Annotated in this window: 18 protein-coding genes; all 18 read left to right on the forward strand. The window is 70.5% G+C overall.

Annotation, left to right across the window (positions count from 1 at the left end):
* The first annotated feature begins 10 nt into the window (after positions 1-10).
* The 18 genes from V3C34_RS14175 (at position 11) to V3C34_RS14260 (ending at position 18317) form a co-directional block, all read left to right on the forward strand.
* On the forward strand, positions 11-1423 hold the full coding sequence (locus V3C34_RS14175) for a hypothetical protein (RefSeq protein WP_346007454.1): 1413 nt from the start codon (positions 11-13) through the stop codon (positions 1421-1423).
* Positions 1407-2369 (forward strand): hypothetical protein, encoded by a 963-nt coding sequence (locus V3C34_RS14180; RefSeq protein WP_346007455.1) that lies wholly within the window; start codon positions 1407-1409, stop codon positions 2367-2369. The genes V3C34_RS14175 and V3C34_RS14180 overlap by 17 nt, the downstream gene beginning before the upstream one ends.
* Before the next feature lie 79 nt (positions 2370-2448).
* Positions 2449-2748, forward strand: coding sequence for a hypothetical protein (locus tag V3C34_RS14185; RefSeq protein WP_346007456.1), 300 nt, complete (start codon positions 2449-2451; stop codon positions 2746-2748).
* Positions 2745-3422, forward strand: coding sequence for a hypothetical protein (locus tag V3C34_RS14190; protein ID WP_346007457.1), 678 nt, complete (start codon positions 2745-2747; stop codon positions 3420-3422). The genes V3C34_RS14185 and V3C34_RS14190 overlap by 4 nt, the downstream gene beginning before the upstream one ends.
* A gap of 29 nt (positions 3423-3451) precedes the next feature.
* Positions 3452-3820 carry a hypothetical protein gene (locus V3C34_RS14195; protein WP_346007458.1) on the forward strand — a complete coding sequence of 123 codons (369 nt, stop codon included), beginning with the start codon at positions 3452-3454 and terminating at the stop codon, positions 3818-3820.
* Positions 3820-4842: a major capsid protein gene (locus V3C34_RS14200; RefSeq protein WP_346007459.1), complete on the forward strand. Its 1023-nt coding sequence runs from the start codon at positions 3820-3822 to the stop codon at positions 4840-4842. Before V3C34_RS14195 ends, V3C34_RS14200 begins: the two co-directional genes overlap by 1 nt.
* Positions 4842-5129, forward strand: a complete 288-nt coding sequence (locus tag V3C34_RS14205) for an SAP domain-containing protein (protein ID WP_346007460.1) — start codon at positions 4842-4844, stop codon at positions 5127-5129. Before V3C34_RS14200 ends, V3C34_RS14205 begins: the two co-directional genes overlap by 1 nt.
* Positions 5130-5202: 73 nt before the next feature.
* A complete protein-coding gene (locus V3C34_RS14210; RefSeq protein WP_346007461.1) occupies positions 5203-5577 on the forward strand; it encodes a hypothetical protein in 375 nt (124 codons plus the stop codon).
* A complete protein-coding gene (locus tag V3C34_RS14215; RefSeq protein ID WP_346007462.1) occupies positions 5577-5933 on the forward strand; it encodes a hypothetical protein in 357 nt (118 codons plus the stop codon). Before V3C34_RS14210 ends, V3C34_RS14215 begins: the two co-directional genes overlap by 1 nt.
* A gap of 1 nt (position 5934) precedes the next feature.
* Positions 5935-6240 (forward strand): DUF5403 family protein, encoded by a 306-nt coding sequence (locus V3C34_RS14220; protein WP_346007463.1) that lies wholly within the window; start codon positions 5935-5937, stop codon positions 6238-6240.
* 1 nt (position 6241) lies between these two features.
* Entirely contained in the window at positions 6242-6598 is a 357-nt protein-coding gene (locus V3C34_RS14225; RefSeq protein ID WP_346007464.1) for a hypothetical protein, read from the forward strand.
* An 87-nt stretch (positions 6599-6685) separates the two neighbouring features.
* Complete coding sequence (locus tag V3C34_RS14230; protein WP_346007465.1) at positions 6686-7276, forward strand: hypothetical protein; 591 nt, start codon at positions 6686-6688, stop codon at positions 7274-7276.
* A 102-nt stretch (positions 7277-7378) separates the two neighbouring features.
* A complete protein-coding gene (locus V3C34_RS14235) occupies positions 7379-7852 on the forward strand; it encodes a hypothetical protein (RefSeq protein WP_346007466.1) in 474 nt (157 codons plus the stop codon).
* A 98-nt stretch (positions 7853-7950) separates the two neighbouring features.
* Entirely contained in the window at positions 7951-8211 is a 261-nt protein-coding gene (locus V3C34_RS14240) for a hypothetical protein (protein WP_346007467.1), read from the forward strand.
* Positions 8212-8214: 3 nt separating this feature from the next.
* Positions 8215-12453: a hypothetical protein gene (locus V3C34_RS14245; RefSeq protein WP_346007468.1), complete on the forward strand. Its 4239-nt coding sequence runs from the start codon at positions 8215-8217 to the stop codon at positions 12451-12453.
* The gene (locus tag V3C34_RS14250) at positions 12450-13274 is read left to right on the forward strand and encodes a hypothetical protein (protein WP_346007469.1); all 825 of its coding nucleotides are present in this window, start codon (positions 12450-12452) and stop codon (positions 13272-13274) included. The genes V3C34_RS14245 and V3C34_RS14250 overlap by 4 nt, the downstream gene beginning before the upstream one ends.
* Positions 13274-15583, forward strand: a complete 2310-nt coding sequence (locus V3C34_RS14255) for a hypothetical protein (protein ID WP_346007470.1) — start codon at positions 13274-13276, stop codon at positions 15581-15583. Before V3C34_RS14250 ends, V3C34_RS14255 begins: the two co-directional genes overlap by 1 nt.
* A 19-nt stretch (positions 15584-15602) precedes the next feature.
* Positions 15603-18317, forward strand: coding sequence for a hypothetical protein (locus V3C34_RS14260; RefSeq protein ID WP_346007471.1), 2715 nt, complete (start codon positions 15603-15605; stop codon positions 18315-18317).
* Positions 18318-18436: the final 119 nt, after the last annotated feature.

The following is an 18436-nucleotide window of genomic DNA, read 5'->3' on the forward strand; positions in this document are numbered from 1 at the left end:
AGGAGGCCAGATGTCGACCATCGCCCTCCCCGGCTCTGATGTTGTGGACTCCGACGAGTGGTGGGTGCGTCGTCTGTCGAAGGCGATCCACGATCGCAACCGTGGCGCTGGCTGGAATCGGGCGTCACTGTCGAACAAGGCGGGCACGCGCCCCGGGTTGGCCCTTCTGGACGGGTGGCTCCGGTCTGAGCCACCGCTGCCGATAGGCGCGGACGAGGGGTATGTCGCGGCGTGGCAGCACTTCCTGCGCACGTCGCGCACGAACTACGCCGAGCTGGTCGTCAGCAGCCGCACGGAGCGCATCGTGGCACTCGGGTGGCGCACGGGGGCCGCCGAGGGCGAGGACACGGACGGCGATCAGGTCGCGGAGGAGCTCGCGGTCCACACGGACCTGCGCAACCGCGTCTCAGAGGCCGTGCAGGACATGTGCGGCCTGTCGGTGGGCTACCTCATGGTGGGCCCGGACCTGCAGGAGGAGGGCAAGGCGATTGTGACGCGGGAGTCCCCGCTGTCGACGATCGTCGCGTCTGACTACGCGGGTCGCCCGCGTGCCGGCCTGCGGCTGGTCGTGGACGACTGGACGGGCGAGCACGAGCTGTGGCTGTACCGGCCCCGGGCCAACGGCCGGCCCGGCTACCAGCGCGTGGCGCGCAAGAGCCGCACCGGGTGGTCGTGGAGCGAGCCGGAGAACCTGCCGAGGTTCCCGATCGTCGAGATCCCCAACTATCTCGGCGTCGGCGAGTTCGAGCGGCACCTCGATGTCCTGACGCGCATCAACGACACGATGTTCACGCGGATGGTCCTGACGAAGCTGCAGGCCCACCGCCAGCGCGCCATCGAGCAGGCCATGCCGAAGGACGGCGACGCGCACGAGGTCGACGTCGAGGTCGATCCCGGCGACTTCACCTCTGGCCCGGACGCGCTGTGGCTCATGCCTCCCGGGACGAAGCTGTGGGAGTCGGCGCAGGCGGACCTGACGTCCGTGCGTTCGATGACCGAGGATGACGTGAAGGCTTTGTCGGCGACGACGAAGACGCCGATCTGGCAGCTGCTCCCGGGCTCGCAGAACCAGTCCGCGACGGGATCCGAGCGGGCCAACGAGGGCTTTCTGGCCCTGATCGAGGACCGCCGGCACCGGGTGGACGTCGCACTGTCGAAGGTGATGTCGATGTGCTTCGAGATCATGGACGACTCGCAGCGGTCGAACGCAGCGAAGATCCGCACGATCTGGGCCCCGGTGGAGCGGTACAGCATCACGGAGAAGTCGCAGGCGTTCTCGTCGCTGTACGGCAAGGTCCCGTTCGACGAGCTCGTGCTGGACGTGCTGCAGAAGCGCCCGTCGGACCTCCCTCGCTTGAACGCGGCCCGCGGGCGCGACATCTTCTTCCAGGCCCCGGGCGGATCCGGTGTCAGCGGAGCGTGACCTGTACCTGGTCGACCGTCACACGGTCGGTCGGGATCGCCTCCGCGAGCAGCTGCTCGCGCTCGTGGAGCGCTACCTGCGGTCGCTGTCCAACGACGACTTCTACGGCGACGCGGCGCCCCTCGTGGCCGAGTCCCTGGCGGCGTCGGTGCGCGCGGCGCAGCAGGCGACGGCGGACCTGACGTGGGCGTATCTGGATGCGGCCCTGCAGGAGTCGGGCGAGCGCCCGTCGCCCGGGAGGATGCGCTTGGCGGACCACCCTCGCGGCGTTGACCCGGCGCGCGTGTGGGACCGCCCCCTCAAGGCATACCGGCTGGCGATCGCCAGCGGCGAGACGGCGGAGTACGCCCTCGCGCAGGCGGTCGAGCGCGCCGTGTCGATCGCGGAAGACGACCTGACGCTCGCGGTACGGCAGGCGGCGGCTCAGCACAGCGTGAAGACGCCCTGGGTGACGGGCCAGCGTCGAGTGATCCATCCCGAACTCTCGGCCGGTGGGACGTGCGGGCTGTGCATCGCGGCGTCGGACCGCATCTACCGGCCGGGGAAGCTGCTGCCGGTGCACGACCGCTGCAAGTGCACAGTCGCCGAGGTCACGAAGAGCGTCGACCCCGGCAACTCCCTCAACAACCTGTCCCTCGGCGACCTGTACGAGGCCGCCGGGTCGACTGCGGCCGCCGACCTGAAGGCGACGCGCTGGAAGGTCACGGAGCACGGCGAGCTGGGCCCGGTCCTGTCGCCTCGGGGAGCTGACGTGCGCACCCCCGCGGAGGTCGCGAAGGACACCGGCACCCGCATGGACCCACGCGAGATGGCGCGGCGCCAGGCAGTGGCCGTAGAGCGCGCGATCGCGCGCCTCGAGGAGCGTGCGGCTCGAGGCGAGGACGTGGCGATGGCGCTCAAGCACGAGCGCCGTCTGCTGGAGCGCCTGCGCAAGCGCGCGGCCTGATTCACCTGACTTCCGCCCGCGTGGGCGGCAAGCGCCCGTCACGGGCGACCACCCCCTTCCGACACGGAGGAACACCCCCATGCCCGAGATGACCCAGGCGCGCATCGACGCGCTCGCGCAGTCCGCCAGGGAGCGCGACCCGAACCCCGAGCCGCTGGACGCGCCCGAGCCTGCCCGCGCCGACCGGCGCATCGAGGTGGACTGGACGAAGGGCGACGGCACGCAGTTGCAGACCCACTACACCGGGCCTCTCACCTACGAGGTAAGCCAAGAGGGCGACCTCCACATCTTCTGCCACGACGACGGAGACGACTCGGTCTGCTTCGCGCGCGGGACGTGGCAGCGAGCCGCCAACACTGCAGTGGAGGAGGCCCGATGAGTGCCCCCACCTTCCCGACCGACCTGTCCACCCCCGGAGCGATCGACCGCCTGCTCGCCGCCCACCGCAGCATCTTCGGCGACCTGCGCATGGTCGAAGAGCCCAGCGACGGCGGGTCGCAGGAGACGCCACCCGAAGAGCAGCCGACGCCGCCGGCGGACAAGGGCTTCCCCGCGGACACCCCCCTGTCCGAGATGAGCGTCGAGCAGCGCGAGGCGTACTGGAAGGACAAGGCGCGCAAGCACGAGCAGCGCGCCAACGAGCGCAGCGACTACGACGCGATCAAGGCCAAGGCGGAGCGCCTCGACGAGATCGAGCGCGCCAACGAGTCCGAGAAGGACAGGGCCGTCCGTGAAGCCGCCGAGCAGGCCCGGGCCGCGACCCGCGCCGAGGTGCAGCAGGAGACCACTGCCGCGATGGCGCGCATGGCCCTGCGAGCTCGCGGCGTGAAGGACGAAGAGATCGCCTCCTTCGTCGCAGAGACCAACCTGTCCGTCTTCGTCAACGACGAAGGGCAGGTCGATGACGAGCGCCTCCTGGCGCGAGTCGACCGCTACGCCGGCACGGCGAGCACCACCAAGTGGCCCGGCACGGGCCAGGACCGCCGCGGAGGCGGATCGCAGAAGCCGTCTGGTGACGACCTCTACGAGAAGCACTACGGCACCAAGAAGTAACCACCCAACCTCACAGAACGGAGTCATCCATGCGCGTCAAGGATGAGACTTTCGGTGCGGGCAACCAGTCCTGGCTCGGGTCCAACCACGGCACGGACAACGCTCGCACCTCCACCTTCGTGACGGCCAACTTCACGGCCGGCACGCACTACCCCGACGGGCACGTCCCGTCCGGCCTGGCGGTCAACTGCGCCGACGAGGCCAACCTCAAGCCGTGGACCGACGCCGCCGGAGAGGTGCTTGGCTTCGTGCTGTTCAACCAGCCGGTCGACGGTCAGGCCAAGTTCGCCGTGCCGGTCATCCGCCACGGCCTCATCCGCCGAGCCAACCTCCCCGTCGCGATCACCACCGCCACGGGCAGCACCGGCTCCTTCACCTTCGTTGGGAGTGACGCCTGATGGCACGCCTCTGGACTGACGTCATCGACCCGGAGACCCTCTCCGGGTTCGCCCGCCGCTCGCTGCAGGAGTACGAGGCCAACAAGGGCTCCCTCGCTCGCTGGCTGCCCAACCGTGAGGTCGCCGACACCGTCGTGCGGTTCATGGTCGGGCAGAACGGTCTCGTGGAGGAGGCGCGCTACCGCGCCTTCGACGCCGAGCCCGAGTTCGGTGAGGGCCCCACGGGCAAGCGCCGCACGGTGGACCTGCCGGCGCTCAGCCAGCAGGGCATGATCTCCGAGCGCGACCAGCTGCGCCTGCGCAGCGCCGACGACGAGGTGCGCCAGCGCATCCTGCTCGACAGCACCCGCAACGCGGTCTTCGCGATCGCTGACCGGGTGGAGCGCCAGCGCGGCTCCGTGCTCGTCACTGGCAAGGCGGTCATCGCCCAGGACAACTACGCCGACGAGGCCGACTTCGGGCGCAACCCGTCTCTCGGCATCACGGCGTCGACCCTGTGGGGCACCACGGCCGCCGCCCGCCTCTCGCAGCTCGAGACCTGGGTGGATCACTACACCCAGACGAACGGTGTCGCTCCGGCCACCATGCTCATCTCGACGCGCGTCCTGCGGGCCCTCGCGAGCGGCGACGAGTTCGCCACCGTCTTCGACGGCGGCACCATCCGCCGGCGTGCGACCCGCGGTGACGTGGAGGGCATCCTCGCGGGCGCCGGCCTCCCGTCGCTCGAGGTCTACGACCGCAGCACCAAGGGGGGCAAGGTCATCCCCGACGACCGAGTCCTCTTCCTGCCGGAGGCCGTCGACCCCAACGGCGGCGACTCGGAGCTCGGTGCGACGTTCTGGGGTCAGACCCTCGCGTCGTCCGAGCCGGAGTGGGAGATCGCAGAGAGCGAGCAGCCCGGCATCGTCGCGGCGGCCTTCACCCACGAGGGCATCCCGCCGATCCGGCACACCTACGCGGACAGCATCTCGCTGCCGGTGGGCGCCAACATGAACCTCGCGATGGCCGTGAAGGTTCTCTGATGGCGACGGTCAGCCAGAACACGCTGGTCCGCAAGTCCGACACGGGCGAGGTCGTCGTGCTCAACGCCGGCGAGGAGGTCCCCGAGTGGGCCGTCTCGCAGGTGGGCGACCACCTCGTCGACGCCGACGACCAGGGCGAGGAGGGTGGCTACGAGTCGATGACCGTGGCTGACCTGCGCGCCGAGATCGAGTCCCGCAACGAGGGCCGAGAGGAGGCCGACCTGGTCCCGTCCGACGGGAGGAAGGCGGACCTCGTCGCGGCCCTCAACGCCGACGACGACAACTGAATAGCGAGCAGGGCGCGCCACCTACGGGTGGCCGCCCTGCTCGCACCCCCAACACCTCAGGGAGGGCGGCGCGGTGCAGAGAATCACACAGACCGAGTTCCAGGCCGACGCTGGCCTCACCCTCACCCCCGAGCAGTGGTCACGCGTGCAGGGCCTCCTGCGCCGCGCTGAGCGCGAGCTGACCCTGCTCGTCGGCGACCTCGCAGGCCACGACGGCGAGCTCATCAAGGACACCTTGGTCGACGCCGTCCGCGAGGACGCGATCAACCCCGACCGGTACCAGTCCGAGACGGACGACGCCTACTCCTACCGACGCTACGACCTGCCCGACGGGACGCCCGGCCGCTTCTGGTGGCCCGCGAACGTCCTCGAGCTCTTCGGGATCAAGCGCCCAGGTGGGCGCCTGAGCGTGGTCCGTCTACACCCCTCACCTCGAGGCTGGGCCTGATGCTGCTGGACTCCGGCCCGGACGCGGTCGACTACCTGCCCCAGGTCGTCGTCGAGGGCGAGTACGGCGAGGACGTCGTCGGCTTCGGCGACCCGATCCCCCTGCGCGTGGAGCTACAGCGCCTCTCGTCCGACGAGGCCGCGGCGATCACGTCCCGCGCGGGCGTCACTGCCGGCGGCCCGGTCCGCGTCATGTACCGCTTCACCACGCGCCGCGACCTGCCGACGGGCGCCGGCGCGCACGTCGTGGCCCTCGGCCGACGCTGGGAGGTCGTCGGGGAGCCGACCGTGCAGGGCCGCTCCCTTCGCACCCGACACAACCGCGTGGTCATCCGCGCGCTCTCCCAGGGGGCCTGACGTGGTCAGCGACAAGCGCATGCACAAGACGCTGGCGATGATGCCGGGCGTCCAGGCCGCGGTAAAGGAGAACGCGGACACGGTCGAGGAGCGCGCCAAGACGCTCTTCGCGCAGCATGACCGCCCGGGCGGTCACCGCATCCGCTCGCGCAAGCGTGGCCCGGACCGCCTCGTGTACCTGACGGGCCCGGCTCCGCTGTCGCTCGAGCTCGGCCACTTCACGCGGGCGCCCGCGAGCCCGTCTGGCGACTGGACGCCGACCCGCGTGGAGGGCCTGCACATCATGGGTCGCGCGGCGAGGGTCTGACGTGGACGCCGACAAGAACATGCTGGGCGTCCTGCGCGACGCGGGCATCACGGCCCTCGTCGACATCGAGAAGTTCCCCTTCTCGTCCGTCCCATTCGTGCTGCTCGAGCCACTGCCCGGCACTCGCGCTGCCGGCGACTTCGAGAACGCCGCGTACTCGATGTCGTCGTGGGCGCCTACTCGCGGCGCAGCTCGTCGGCTGTGGCTCGAGGCTGGGGACGCGATCCGCTCGGCGTGGCTCGGCGGCGACCCGCGCATCAACTTCGCGGACACGTCGGCGCTGCCCGTCGTGGTCCCTTCCGGCGTTGACGGCGTGTGGCGCTTCGAGGGCCCGGTCCGCGCGTCGATCCGCCAGTAGCACCCCACCCACAGTCTCCGGCCCGCTTCGGGTCGGGTGGCCCGCTCGCCACTCCCATCACCCCAATGCCCGAGGAGGCATACCACCATGCCCGGAACTCTGAACACCCAGCACGCGCTGGTCGCAGGGCGCGGCGTCGTCCTGCTCGGCGCCGTCAACGCACCTGCCCCGACCCTGGCGGCCCTGACGGCCTTCGTCGCCGACCCCGCCACGTTCCCGACCGGCTTCGCGCCCTTCGGCGACACGTCCGCCGAGAACCTGCCCGAGACGGAGTTCGAGGGCGGCGACGTCACCTTCCTGAGCACCTGGTGGGTCCCCAACGCCGACAGCATCGCCGAGTCCGTGTCGCAGTCGTACACGGTCAACGCGCTGCAGTTCGACAACGACACCATGTCGCTCTACAGCGGTGGCGGCGACGCGACCGAGGCGGACATCTTCTGGACGCCGAAGTCCCCCGTGCCGACCAAGTCCAGTGCGCTGACGATCTTCGTCGACAAGCGCGACGGGCAGGTGCGCGGCATGTACAACCCGCAGGTCGCGATCCGCGCCGCGGACGGCATCAGCCACGCCACGGACAACTACAGCGAGATCCCGCTGCGGTTCTCCGAAGAGCAGCACCCGTCCGCCAAGGGTCCTCGCGCGTGGATCGGCGCCGGGTTCGGCACCCCCACGCCCTGACCCCAAACTCCCCTCCCGGCCCTCACCTGAGCGGGCCAGGGCCGGGAGGGGGTTCGACCTTCGGCCCGCTCACCGATCACGTCACGAAAGGTCCGCTCACCTATGTCCGAGAACATCACCACCCCGCCCCCGCCCACCTACGCCGCGAAGGCCGCCCCCGCGACGGCCGAGCCCGACGAGGCGCCCGGCATGGCCGCCGCACTCCTCGCCGAGGACGTGCGCGAGAAGACGGAGAAGCCGGAGGGCTCCCCGTCCTTCATCCCTGCCGCCGGCCTGCCCCGGCGTACCCGCGCCGACTTCTTCCAGGCGATCCGCTCCATCAACCTCGCGCAGGCCGAGCAGATGCAGGCCAAGGCCGAGGGCGACGGCCCTGGCGTGAGCATGGCCGACGCGGCCGACGCCTACGAGATGCTCGCGTGCATGGAGGAGGCGATGGCCATCGTCGTCGTCCCCGGCGCCGGCGCCGCCTACCGGCGGTGGTGCTCGCAGGCCACGGACGGTGACATCGGCCAGCTCTTCGGCTGGTACATGAACGAGATGAACCCGGGGGAAGCGCAGCCCTCGCCGACCTCGTAGACCGCTACGGCGAGGGCCTGCGGGCCGACTTCGTCCGCTTCTACGGCCGCGATCTCGTCGACTACCTCGCAGGTCGACGCGACCCCGGCGAGGCGCTGGTGCTCATCAACGCTCTGCCGCTGTCGTCGGCGACCAAGGCCATGATGCGCGCCGACCCGGTGATCGGCGGAGACGACGAACGCAAGCCCCCGGCGTGGGTCGGCTTCTACGAGGACGACCCGGCCACGGCCAACGCGATCCGGGACCTGTGGGACCTGGAGGCCGCGAAGAGCACCCCCAAGGGCAAGAAGGCACCGAAGGCGCCTCGCCCGAAGCCAGAGCGCCCCAAGGGCGCGTCCCGCATCGCGCACAGGAGGTGACCCGTGGCCGGTCCTGATGCCCACATCGTCGACCGCGTCGGCGTGCTCGTCATCCCCGACACGAGCAAGTTCCTGCCGAGCCTGCGCAAGTTCCTCGCGCGGGTGGAGCACCAGCTCGAGGCGAGCATCCGGGTCGTCGCGGACACGAAGGGCCTCGTCCAAGAGGTCCGTCAGTCCGCGGCTCAGGCCACGGCGGGCGTCAAGGCAGAGATCCCGGCGACGGTGGACGCAGACCGTCTGCGGCAGCAGGTGTCGACGGCGGCGAAGGCCGCGCAGTCCGCGGCCAACATCAACGTCCCGCTGAACGCTGGCGACCAGGCGGGCCTGTTGCAGTCGGTGCGCTCTGCGGCAGCAGCGGCGGAGAAGGCGACCAACGTCAAGGTCCCGGTCTCCTCCGGCGCCGCCGCGGGGCTGCTGCGAGGCGTGTCGGCTGCGGCGCGTCAGGCTGAGCAGGCGACCAAGGTCAAGGTCCCGATGGAGCCTGAGTCGCTCGGGTTCGCGTCGCGGCTGAAGGCTGACGTCGACCGGGCCGCTCGCGCCATCGAGGCGAAGATCCCGGCCACGGTCGACGGCGAGCGTGCGCGGCGCGAGCTCGCGGCGACAGTGCAGCGGCTGAAGTCCCAGGCCGACGCGATGGACGTCAACGTCCCCGTCGACCTCGGCGAGGCCGCTGCGATGCGCGCGGAGCTGCGCGGCGAGCTCGCGCGCCTGCAGGCGCAGGCGCGGATGCACCCGGTCGAGATCCCAGTGCGCGTCGACACCAACAGCCTGTCGAACGCGCTGCGGGTGGACACGTCGGGCCTGTCCCGGATCGGGTCCGACTCGTCCGGTGCCCGGTCCGCGGTCACTGGCCTCGTGGGCGCTCTCGTGTCGGTCGTGCCGGCGCTGGTGCCGATCGCGGGCGCCGCGGCCGGGGCGTTCGGCGGCATCGCCTTCGGGGCGCTTTCTGCGGTCGCTGGCGCCGGTGCGGTCGCCTTTGCTCTCGGTGGCGTCGTGGACGCCGTCAAGAGCACGATCGCCGCGGAGGATCAGGCGGCGACGGCGGCGACGTCGTCGGCCAACTCGCGCGCGGCGGCGGCCGACGCGATCGTCAACGCACAGGCCGGACTCGCGGACGCGGAAGCATCCGCTGCTGCCGCATCGGTCCGTGCTGCTCGCGCGGTCTCGGATGCGCAGCGTGGCGTCGTGGACGCTCGCCGTGCCGCTGCCCTCGCGACGGAGCAGGCGGCCGAGGCGGTCCGCAACGCGGAAGAGGGTCTCGCGGACGCCCGTCGCGGCGCCGCTCGTGCCGCCGAGCAGTCCGCTCGCGCGATCGAGTCGGCCGAGCGCGGCGTCGTCGAGGCTCAGCGCGCCGCGGCCGACGCTGTCCGGGCCCTGGCCGACGCGCGCCGCGCCGCTGCGGACTCGATGCAGGCCGCTCAGGAGCGGGTCACGGCCGCGATCGACCGCTACAACGGCGCCCAGGAGCGCGAGCGGCGAGCCGCGGAGTCGGCGAAGGCCGCGCAGGAGGCCCTCACCGACGCCCGCGAGGACGCGCGCCGCTCGCTGGAGGATCTCGAGGACCGCGCGCGTGACGGGGCGCTGTCTGAGCGGCAGGCGATCCTGCAGCTGCAGCGGGCCCGGCAGGCGCTGTCGAAGGGCGGCATGTCCGGCCTCGACCGCGCGCAGGCGTGGCTGGACGTGGACCGGGCGCAGGCTCAGCTGGATGAGATTCGGCAAGAGAACGCGCGTCTGGCGAAGGACAAGGCGAAGGCCGACAAGGTCGGCGTCAACGGGTCCGACGAGGTCCGCGACGCGCAGTCCCGCCTCACGGACGCGATCCGCGCGCAGAACGAGGCGTCGAAGGACACGGCCAAGGCTCGCCGCGAGGTCGCCGACGCCGAGCGGGACGTGGCCAAGGCCGCCCGGGACGGCGCGCAGCAGATCGCCGACGCTGAGCGGCGCGTAGCCGACGCGCAGCGCGCCGTGACCGACTCCCAGCGCGACCTGAACGACGCGCGCCGCGACGGTGCGCGGCAGGCGCAGGACTCTGCCCGCGACGTCGCGAAGGCGCAGCGGGCGTTGACCAAGGCGCAGCGCGACCAGGCGCGCGTCGCGCAGGACAACGCCCGCGACATCGACGACGCCCAAAGGCGCGTCAGCGAGGCGCTGGAGGCGCAGAAGGAGACAGCGCGCCAGTCCGCCTCGTCGGTGGCCTCCGCGCAGCGCGCGCTCGCCGCCGCGTACCGGCAGCAGTCCGAGGCCGCTGGGGGCGCCTCGAGCGCCGCCAACAAGGCCGCGGAGGCCATGGCCGGGCTCTCCCCCGAGGCCCGCCGCTTCGTGAAGTACCTGCTGTCCCTGCGTCCGGCGCTGAAGGCCCTGCGCGACGAGGCCGCGAAGGGCTTTCTGCCCGGGCTGCAGAAGGGCATGGAGGAGGCCGGGAAGAACCTGAAGCCACTGCGCGACGCGCTCCCCGAGATCGCGAAGGCGATGGGTGACGTCGTCGAGTCCGCCGGCCGCGCCCTGGGCGACAAGGTGTGGCAGGACTTCTTCAAGCTCTTCGGCAAGAAGGCGCCCGACGACATTCGCACCTTCGGCCGGATCATGGGCGACGTCACTGGCGGGTTCGCGGGCCTCTACGTCGCGTTCCGCCCGATCGTCGACATGATCATCGACGGCACCGAGGACATGGCGCAGTCCTTCCGCGACTGGGCCACGGACAAGGACGGGTCCCTGTCGAAGTTCGTGCGCTGGTTCAAGAAGAACGGGCCGTCGATCTCCTCCTCCCTCGGGTCGATCATCCGCGGCGTAGGGAATCTCATCAAGGCCTTCGCGCCCATCGGCGAGAAGGTGCTCCCGATCATCGCGGACGTCGCGGACTGGTTCTCGGACCTCGACCCGAAGGCTCAGACCGCGATTGCCGCGGCGATGGCCCTCATCGGCCCTCTCGTCGCGGTCTCGTCGGTCGCGAGCATCCTCGGTGGCGCGATCTCCGCGATCGGCGGGGCGCTGTCGCTCCTTGGCTGGCCGGTCCTGCTGGCCATCGGCGCAGTTGCGCTCCTCGCGGGCGGCTTCGCGCTGCTCTACGCCAAGAGCGAGTCCGTCCGCACTGCCGTCTCCGCCATCGGCGGGGCCCTGAGCGAGGCGTGGGCAACGATCTCACCCATCCTGACCGAGCTGTGGGACCAGGTGAAGGCCGACCCTGCCATCGCCGAGACCTGGCAGCACGTACAGGACACCGCGGTGCGGGTCCTGGGCCTCATCCAGCAGGCCATCGAGGGCTTCATCATCGTAGTGAAGTACGTGTGGAATCGCTGGGGCGAGGACATCAAGACGTACAGCCGCAACGCATTCACGGGCGTGCTGAACATCATCCAGGGCCTGCTGACGCTGATCGACGGCGCCATCGACTCCTTCGTCGCGCTGACCAAGGGCGACTTCTCGGGCCTGATGAGCGGGCTGGCCACCATCGTGCGCGGCTCGACGCAGGTCGTCGTCGGGCTCTTCCAGAACCTCGGCTCCCTGTCGCACCTCGCCGGCAAGGTGGGCCTCGATCTGCTCGTCGACCTCTTCTTCGCGGTGCACCGCAAGGCGGTGGAGGCCTTCACGGGGCTGGGGTCGAAGATCGCCGGCCTGATCAAGGGCGCCTTCACAGGCCACGCTCACCTGGCCGTCGAGGCCGGAGCGGCGATCGGCGCCAACTTCAAGAGCGCTGTGACCGCGCCGCTGTCCCTCCTCGGGTCCGCGGTGACCACGCTGATCTCCAGTGGCCTGGCAGTCGCGAAGATGGTCCTGTCCGCATCCCTGAGCGACCTCGGGAAGTACATCGTCGAGGGCATCGTCTGGGGCCTGCTGTGGTCCGGCGGCAAGGTCGGCAGCGTCATCGTCGACATGTGCAGCCGCGCGATCCAGGCGGCCAAGCGCACGCTGGGCATCGCATCCCCGTCGAAGGTCTTCAAGGAGCTCGGTGTCTTCACGGGCGAGGGCCTCATCTTGGGCATCGAATCCATGGCGGGAGCTACGGAGCGCGCCATGTCGCGGATGCTCGCCGTCCCTGACGCGACGCTCTTCGCGGGCGCGTCGATCCCTGTGAGCGTGCAGCCCACCGCTCTGCCGACGCAGCGCATCGAGGCGCCGGAGGGTCGCACCCTGACCGACTTCGACGTCGAGGCGCTGGCGGACGCGATGGCCGCGCGACCCATGTACCCGTCCTCTCGCGCGATGACGCAGGACCTGGCCACAGCAGCAAGGAGGGCACGGTGAGCGTCAACCTCGACGGCTTCTGGATCGGCAAGCCCGGGTCGCTGATCCGCCTGCCCGGGTGGGTCGGCAAGATCGGGGTTGCGCATGAGTCCGGGGTGACGTTCCGGCAGTCCGCGGCAGGGCGCCGGTTCGCGTTCGTGTCGGGCACGCGCCCGGCGCGGAAGTGGTCGGTGGAGATCCCGTACCTGACGCCGGAGCAGGTCGGCGACCTGCAGGCCCTCATGTACGAGCCTGTGCCCGAGTACCTGTGGCTGTCGGTGGAAGCTGCGACGTCCAACGCGCTGACGCCCGAGGCGAGCCTCGGCGGGTCACAGCACCTGCAGCGCATCGGTGCGATGAAGCGCGACGACGGGCGCGTGGCCCCGGTGGCGATCGCCAACCCGGGCGCCGCGACCGGCGACTCGCCCCAAATCGTCGGCATGGCCCCCGTCGTCTCGGGGTCCAAGGTCTCGGCGTCGGTGTGGATGTCTGGCCGACTGGGGCCGTACCTGCTCGTGCAGTGGCTCAACGCCGACGGCGTGTCATTCGCACAGACGCAGACCGCGCGCCTGTCCACGAGCCTGGACGCGCTGCACCGCGCGACGCTCACGCTCGACGTGCCGACGGGCGCGGTCGCTGCCAACGTCGCGCCGATGGCGGCCGAGTACTACGCGCAGACCGCGCTGTCGTGGACACCGCAGCCTGTCGAGTGGGGCCTGGGTGGGCTGTGCCAGCGCGGCATCGTCGATGGGCTCACCGAGTCGATCCGCCGCTCCCGTCCTGACGCCGACCCGATGGGCCGGCTACGCGACATTTCCTTCACGGTCACGGAGGTGGGCTGATGCAGCCCGGTCGCTGGAACGAGGACGCGACGCAGGTCGTCAAGACGCGCATCGTCGTGAACGGCTTCGAGCGCACGGGCCGGGCCCGGATCGACGCGCAGTGCTACGACGGTCACCCGTCGAAGGCTGCACGCTCCCCCGCGGCGACGTGCACCCTGACGCTGGACCCGCCGTGGTCCACGTCGCGCGTGTCGCCGAGCCCCACTCTGGCTCTGGTCGGCATGGTGGACCCGACCTACGCGACCCAGGTGGCGTGGCCCCCGCTCGTCGGGCAGTCCGTGACGGTCGACGTCGGCGACGGTGTGCGCTGGTGGAGGTGCTTCACCGGCCGCGTGGACGAGACGGGCGGCAGCCTGCTCGGCGGTAGCGTGCAGGTCGAATGCGTGGACGAGTCCGTCCTGCTGGACCAGCGTCTGCGCGCCCCCCGCGCTGCGCAGCACCGCTCCGTCGCGTTCTTCGAGACCCCCGGCTTCCTGCCCGGCAAGTACGGCCCGTTCGACCTGACCGCGGCCACCTTGGTCGACTACGCGGCCCGCTCCTGCGGGTGGAGCCCCTCCATCGGGCAGGCGTGGGACACCAACCTCCTCGTCCCGATGGCCGGCAGCGCGCACCCCTACGCCGGGGACGTCTACGCGGCACGTAGCGGCGCGGGCACGGCAGGAGACCGTGCGCAGTGGTCCGCTGACAGCGTCTTCCAGCCCGGGAACAAGCACATCACCTACCAGCTGCGCGGGACCCTCGCGTCGCCCGTCGAGGTGACGATGGACCTCCCGATGCGCGTCAGCGGAACTGGCTGGACGACCGCGTCCCTCCGTGGCTCCGCTGACACGATCAGCGGGCGTGGCCCGTTCATCGCCTACGACCACAACGCGGACGTGATCCGGTTCGGGCTCCGCGACTCCGCGGTCGGCGCGACCGCTGCCACCCCGACGGTGGTCGTGCAGGGCGCCACCATCCCCCGAGGCGCCGCGACCCGCGTCGTCATGCGCTTCACGCCGCGGACCCCCACCGCTACCCAGCACCGCTTCGAGGTCCGCACCAACGCGGGCGCGACCGTTGACGTGAGCCTGACCGACGCCTCCGCGACCATCCCCGCCGGCTGGGTGCCGAAGTTCCTCGAGTACATGTCCGGCGGGCCGATGGGCGCCCTCCAGGCCGTGTGCAACCCGACCGCGCCGTGGGGCCACCTCAACCTGACGCCGAACGTCCGCATCCGTCACCGGCAGCCGCCGTGGCTGGACGCCACCCGTGACCTGGGCACCATGACCGGACGTGACGTGCTGACGAAGCTCGCGGACGCCGAGTGCGGCGCGTTCTGGGTCGACCGCCACGGGAGCCTGCAGTACGCCGGCCCGCGAGTGCGGGAGTCCCAGGAGCCGGTGGCGACCCTGACGACCGACCTCGACGTCATCGACTGGGCGTGGGTGCACACCTTCGAGCAGCGCGCCAAGCGGTACCGCATCGACCGGCTCGAGTGCGCCACGCAGCCGACCAAGCACAACTCGCTGCTGTGGGACAACCCGTCCGGGGGCGAGTCCATCGGCCAGGGCGAGCTCTGGGAGAAAATCGTCGCCGCGGACGACGACGAGGACTGGCTGTGGGTCGACACGACTTCCATCCAGATGTACTCCGACCGCACCCGAAGTGACCTCGTCGGCTCGACCACGCACGGCGGGACGCTCGTCGACAGCGCGGGCGGCGAGGCGTGGGAGGCGTTTCAGGTCACGTGGGCACTGCAGCAGCTGGGCAACCGAGCGGTGAAGTGGTCCGCGCACGCGTCGAACACGCTCGGCCTGGACCGTGCGATCGACCTGCGGATCCCGACGAACGCGGACAACCTGCCGGCCTGGTGGCGCGGGAAGTCGCTCCCGAGACTCCTCGGGTCGCGCATCACGTGGATCAGCAAGTCCGAGGTGAACGACCTGTCGAACCCGCTCGGCAACGAGGAGTACGTCCACGACGCCGGCTGGTACGTGCAGCACCCGGACCGGCTCGCGGACCTGCGGGACTTCGTCTCGGGCGCGCTGTCGTCGTCGCCCATGCCGGTGTTCGAGGACGTGCCCGTGCGCGCCGACCCGCGCATCGACATCGGCGACAAGGTCGCGCTCGAGGACAAGCACTACTCCTTCATCAAGTACTTCTGCGTGGTGCTCGGGTACGTGCTCGACGTGGAGGACGGCGCCGCGTCGATGCGCTTGAAGGTGCGCCCGGACGCGGCCGTCATTACCGACTCTGCCGCGCTCACCGCCGCGCTACACCGCGAGCCGCACTGGCTGCAGAACCAGCCCTCTTTCACGAGGTCGACATGACGAGCGAAGGGAGCGCGACGTGAGCGTGCCAACCGAGGGCCCGTGGGACCACGGCCTGTACTTCCTGCGCAACGGCAGTGCGGAGGCCACCTACGCCAACAACGGGATGCTGCGCCCGACGTCTGTCAAGGCGGCACTGGACCTGATCAAGGGCGCCGCGGACTCAGCCCAGGAGACGGTCGCCAACCTGTCCGGCTCGGCGCAGACGCTCCCCTACGGCACGAACCCGACCGTGTCCGTGACCGGCGAGGGCACGTCGAAGGTCATCAACATCGGCATCCCCCTCGGCATGCCGGAGGACGTCGGCGGGACGCTCGTCGCCCGCGCCGAGTCCGCCGAGGCCTCGTCCGCGCAGTCCGCAGCCGACGCGCAGACCGCGCTCCAGGCGCAGTTCATGACGCAGGACGAGGGTGTCGCCGCGCTCATCGGCACCAACGCCGGACTGGAGACGCAGGTCGCCCTCGACGACCGCGACCGCGGCCCCAAGCCCCCCACGGGCGTCCCCGTCTCCATCCGGGACAGCGCCACCGACGCCCCCTTCTGGATGGGCAAGGACCGCCGCACCCTGTACCGGGGCGGCGGCACCATCCTCAAGACGTCGACCAATAACGGGGCCACCTGGCAGCAGGCCGGCTCGTTCGTCTTCCCCACCTACACGGTCGGCATCCGCGAGCTCGACAACGGCGAGCTCCTTGTCGCCACGTCGGCCAGCGGCGGCAACCCCGGAGCCCTATACCTGTCCAGCGGTGGCCCGGCCGGCACGTGGACGAAGGTGCTGACCGCCGGATACTCCGAGGCCGGCGTGAAGGTCGGCCCGTCCTCGTTCTTCAACGGCGAATGGGGCATGTCTGTCCACGAGAACATCGCCGTCGTCTCCGAGTACGGCATCCAGAACCTCGGCGTCGATCAGGCCCGCTACGTCTACCTCTCGCAGGATTACGGCCAGACGTGGACGCGCATCTACGACATCGGCGACTTCCAGCAGGCGCACGTCCACTCCGCGTTCTACGACCCGTGGTGGAAGGCGATCTGGGTCTCCCAGGGCGACGCCACCAACCGCGCCGTGAAGTACAGCCTCGACATGGGCGCGACGTGGATCACTGTCGCCAACCCGCTGAACTCCCAGATGGTCGGCGGCATCGCGCTGCCGGGCTGCATCCTCTTCCTGTCCGACTTCCAGCCGGACGGGGTCTACCGGGTCGAGCGCACCACCAACCGGATGGGCACGACGCTGGAGTTCGCCTACGGGATCTACAACAACCAGACGGATCTTCGCCGCTACATCGGAGAGATGCCCTACTGGACGGGTCGCAAGGGCGACCCGGTCCTGCTCCCGTTCATCAGCGACGTGTCGTGGACGGGACCGGCCAAGTTGGTCACCACGAACGACGGGTACACCTTCAACACGGTCTGGACGGATACGCAGTCCTACCAGCAGGCGGGGCTCTACAGGGTGCTCGGGCCGACCGTGAGCGGCGCGCTCGTCGGCGAGTTGGACGACAATCGACAGGCCGCAAAGTCGCTCATCTCGTTCTCGTATTTGCCGGACACGAAGCTGGACCCCAACGCCTTCGCCAGCAGCGACTACTACAAGGGCCGTCCGGGTGCGGGTTCGTACACGCAGGGCGACGTGCTCACTCTCGGTTCGTTCGCGTTCAACACTCGCGCCGACACAGGTACGAGTGTCGTGGCGGGCGGCGCGAACGCTGGACAGGAAAACGTGGTTGGCGGCAACACCGCGAACGTGGACACGGCCACATCGAACCTGTCCGGCGCGCCGACGTTGACGGGGACGAACGGCAACTGGAACTTCCTCCTCGCCGGGTATGACACGGTCATCAACGGGTGGGCGAACGTCGTCCACGGCTTCCATTCGAAGATGGAGGTTGACGCGAACCACAACACGTTCGGCGGCGGGTCGAGGCAGTCGGCGACGGCTGGCACGTCTTACGGCACGATCGGTGGCGGCACGCAGAACACGATCAGCGGCGTCAACGCGACCGTGGCGGGCGGCAACGGCAACCAGGCCACGGGCAACGGGTCGACAGTCGGCGGCGGCCAGACCAACACCGCCAGCGCGTCCGGTTCGCTCGTCGCGGGCGGCGTCGCCAACTCTGCGACGGACGCCAACGCGACCGTTGCGGGCGGGTCGACGAACACCGCGTCGGGCAACTCATCCACCGTCCTTGGTGGTCTGACGAACACGGCCAGCGCCACAGGATCGGCCGTGTTCGCTGGCCGGGACAACACAGCCTCCGGCCCGTACTCTGTGGCGTCCGGTCGCGGTGCCGTCGCCCCCGAGGCGCACATGCAGGCCCACGGGTCACAACCCTTCGCGGCGCCCGGTGATGCGCAGATCAACAGGTGGGTGCTCAAGCAGGCGACCACAAATGCGACCGCCGCGAACCTCGACGCCAACACTGGCGCACCGCCCGTCATCCCCGAGAACACGACGTGGGCGTTCACCGCGCTCGTGGCGGGCCGGCGCACTGACGTGGACGGCGAAAACGCGGCGTGGGAAGTGAAGGGCTGCTTCAAGCGTGACGTGGGCAACACGGCCGCGCTGGTGGGCACGCCCACCGTCACACTCCTCGGCGCGTCAACGGGGGCCGCCGCGTGGACCGTGACCGTCGCCTCGTACTCCGTCGGCACACTGCGCCTCGTCGTCACTGGCGAGGCCGGCAAGACGATCCGCTGGGTGGCCGAACTCCACGGCGCTCAGGTGCAGGGATGACGCCACCGACCTAAGGACGACCCCCGCCCGGCATGTGGGTGCCAAGCGGGGGCCGCCGATCACCACCCTTTCGCATGTGACCGGAGACCGCCATGAGCACAAGTGCCCAGCCCACACAG

Source organism: Janibacter terrae, assembly GCF_039636765.1.
GTDB classification, from domain to species: domain Bacteria; phylum Actinomycetota; class Actinomycetes; order Actinomycetales; family Dermatophilaceae; genus Janibacter; species Janibacter terrae.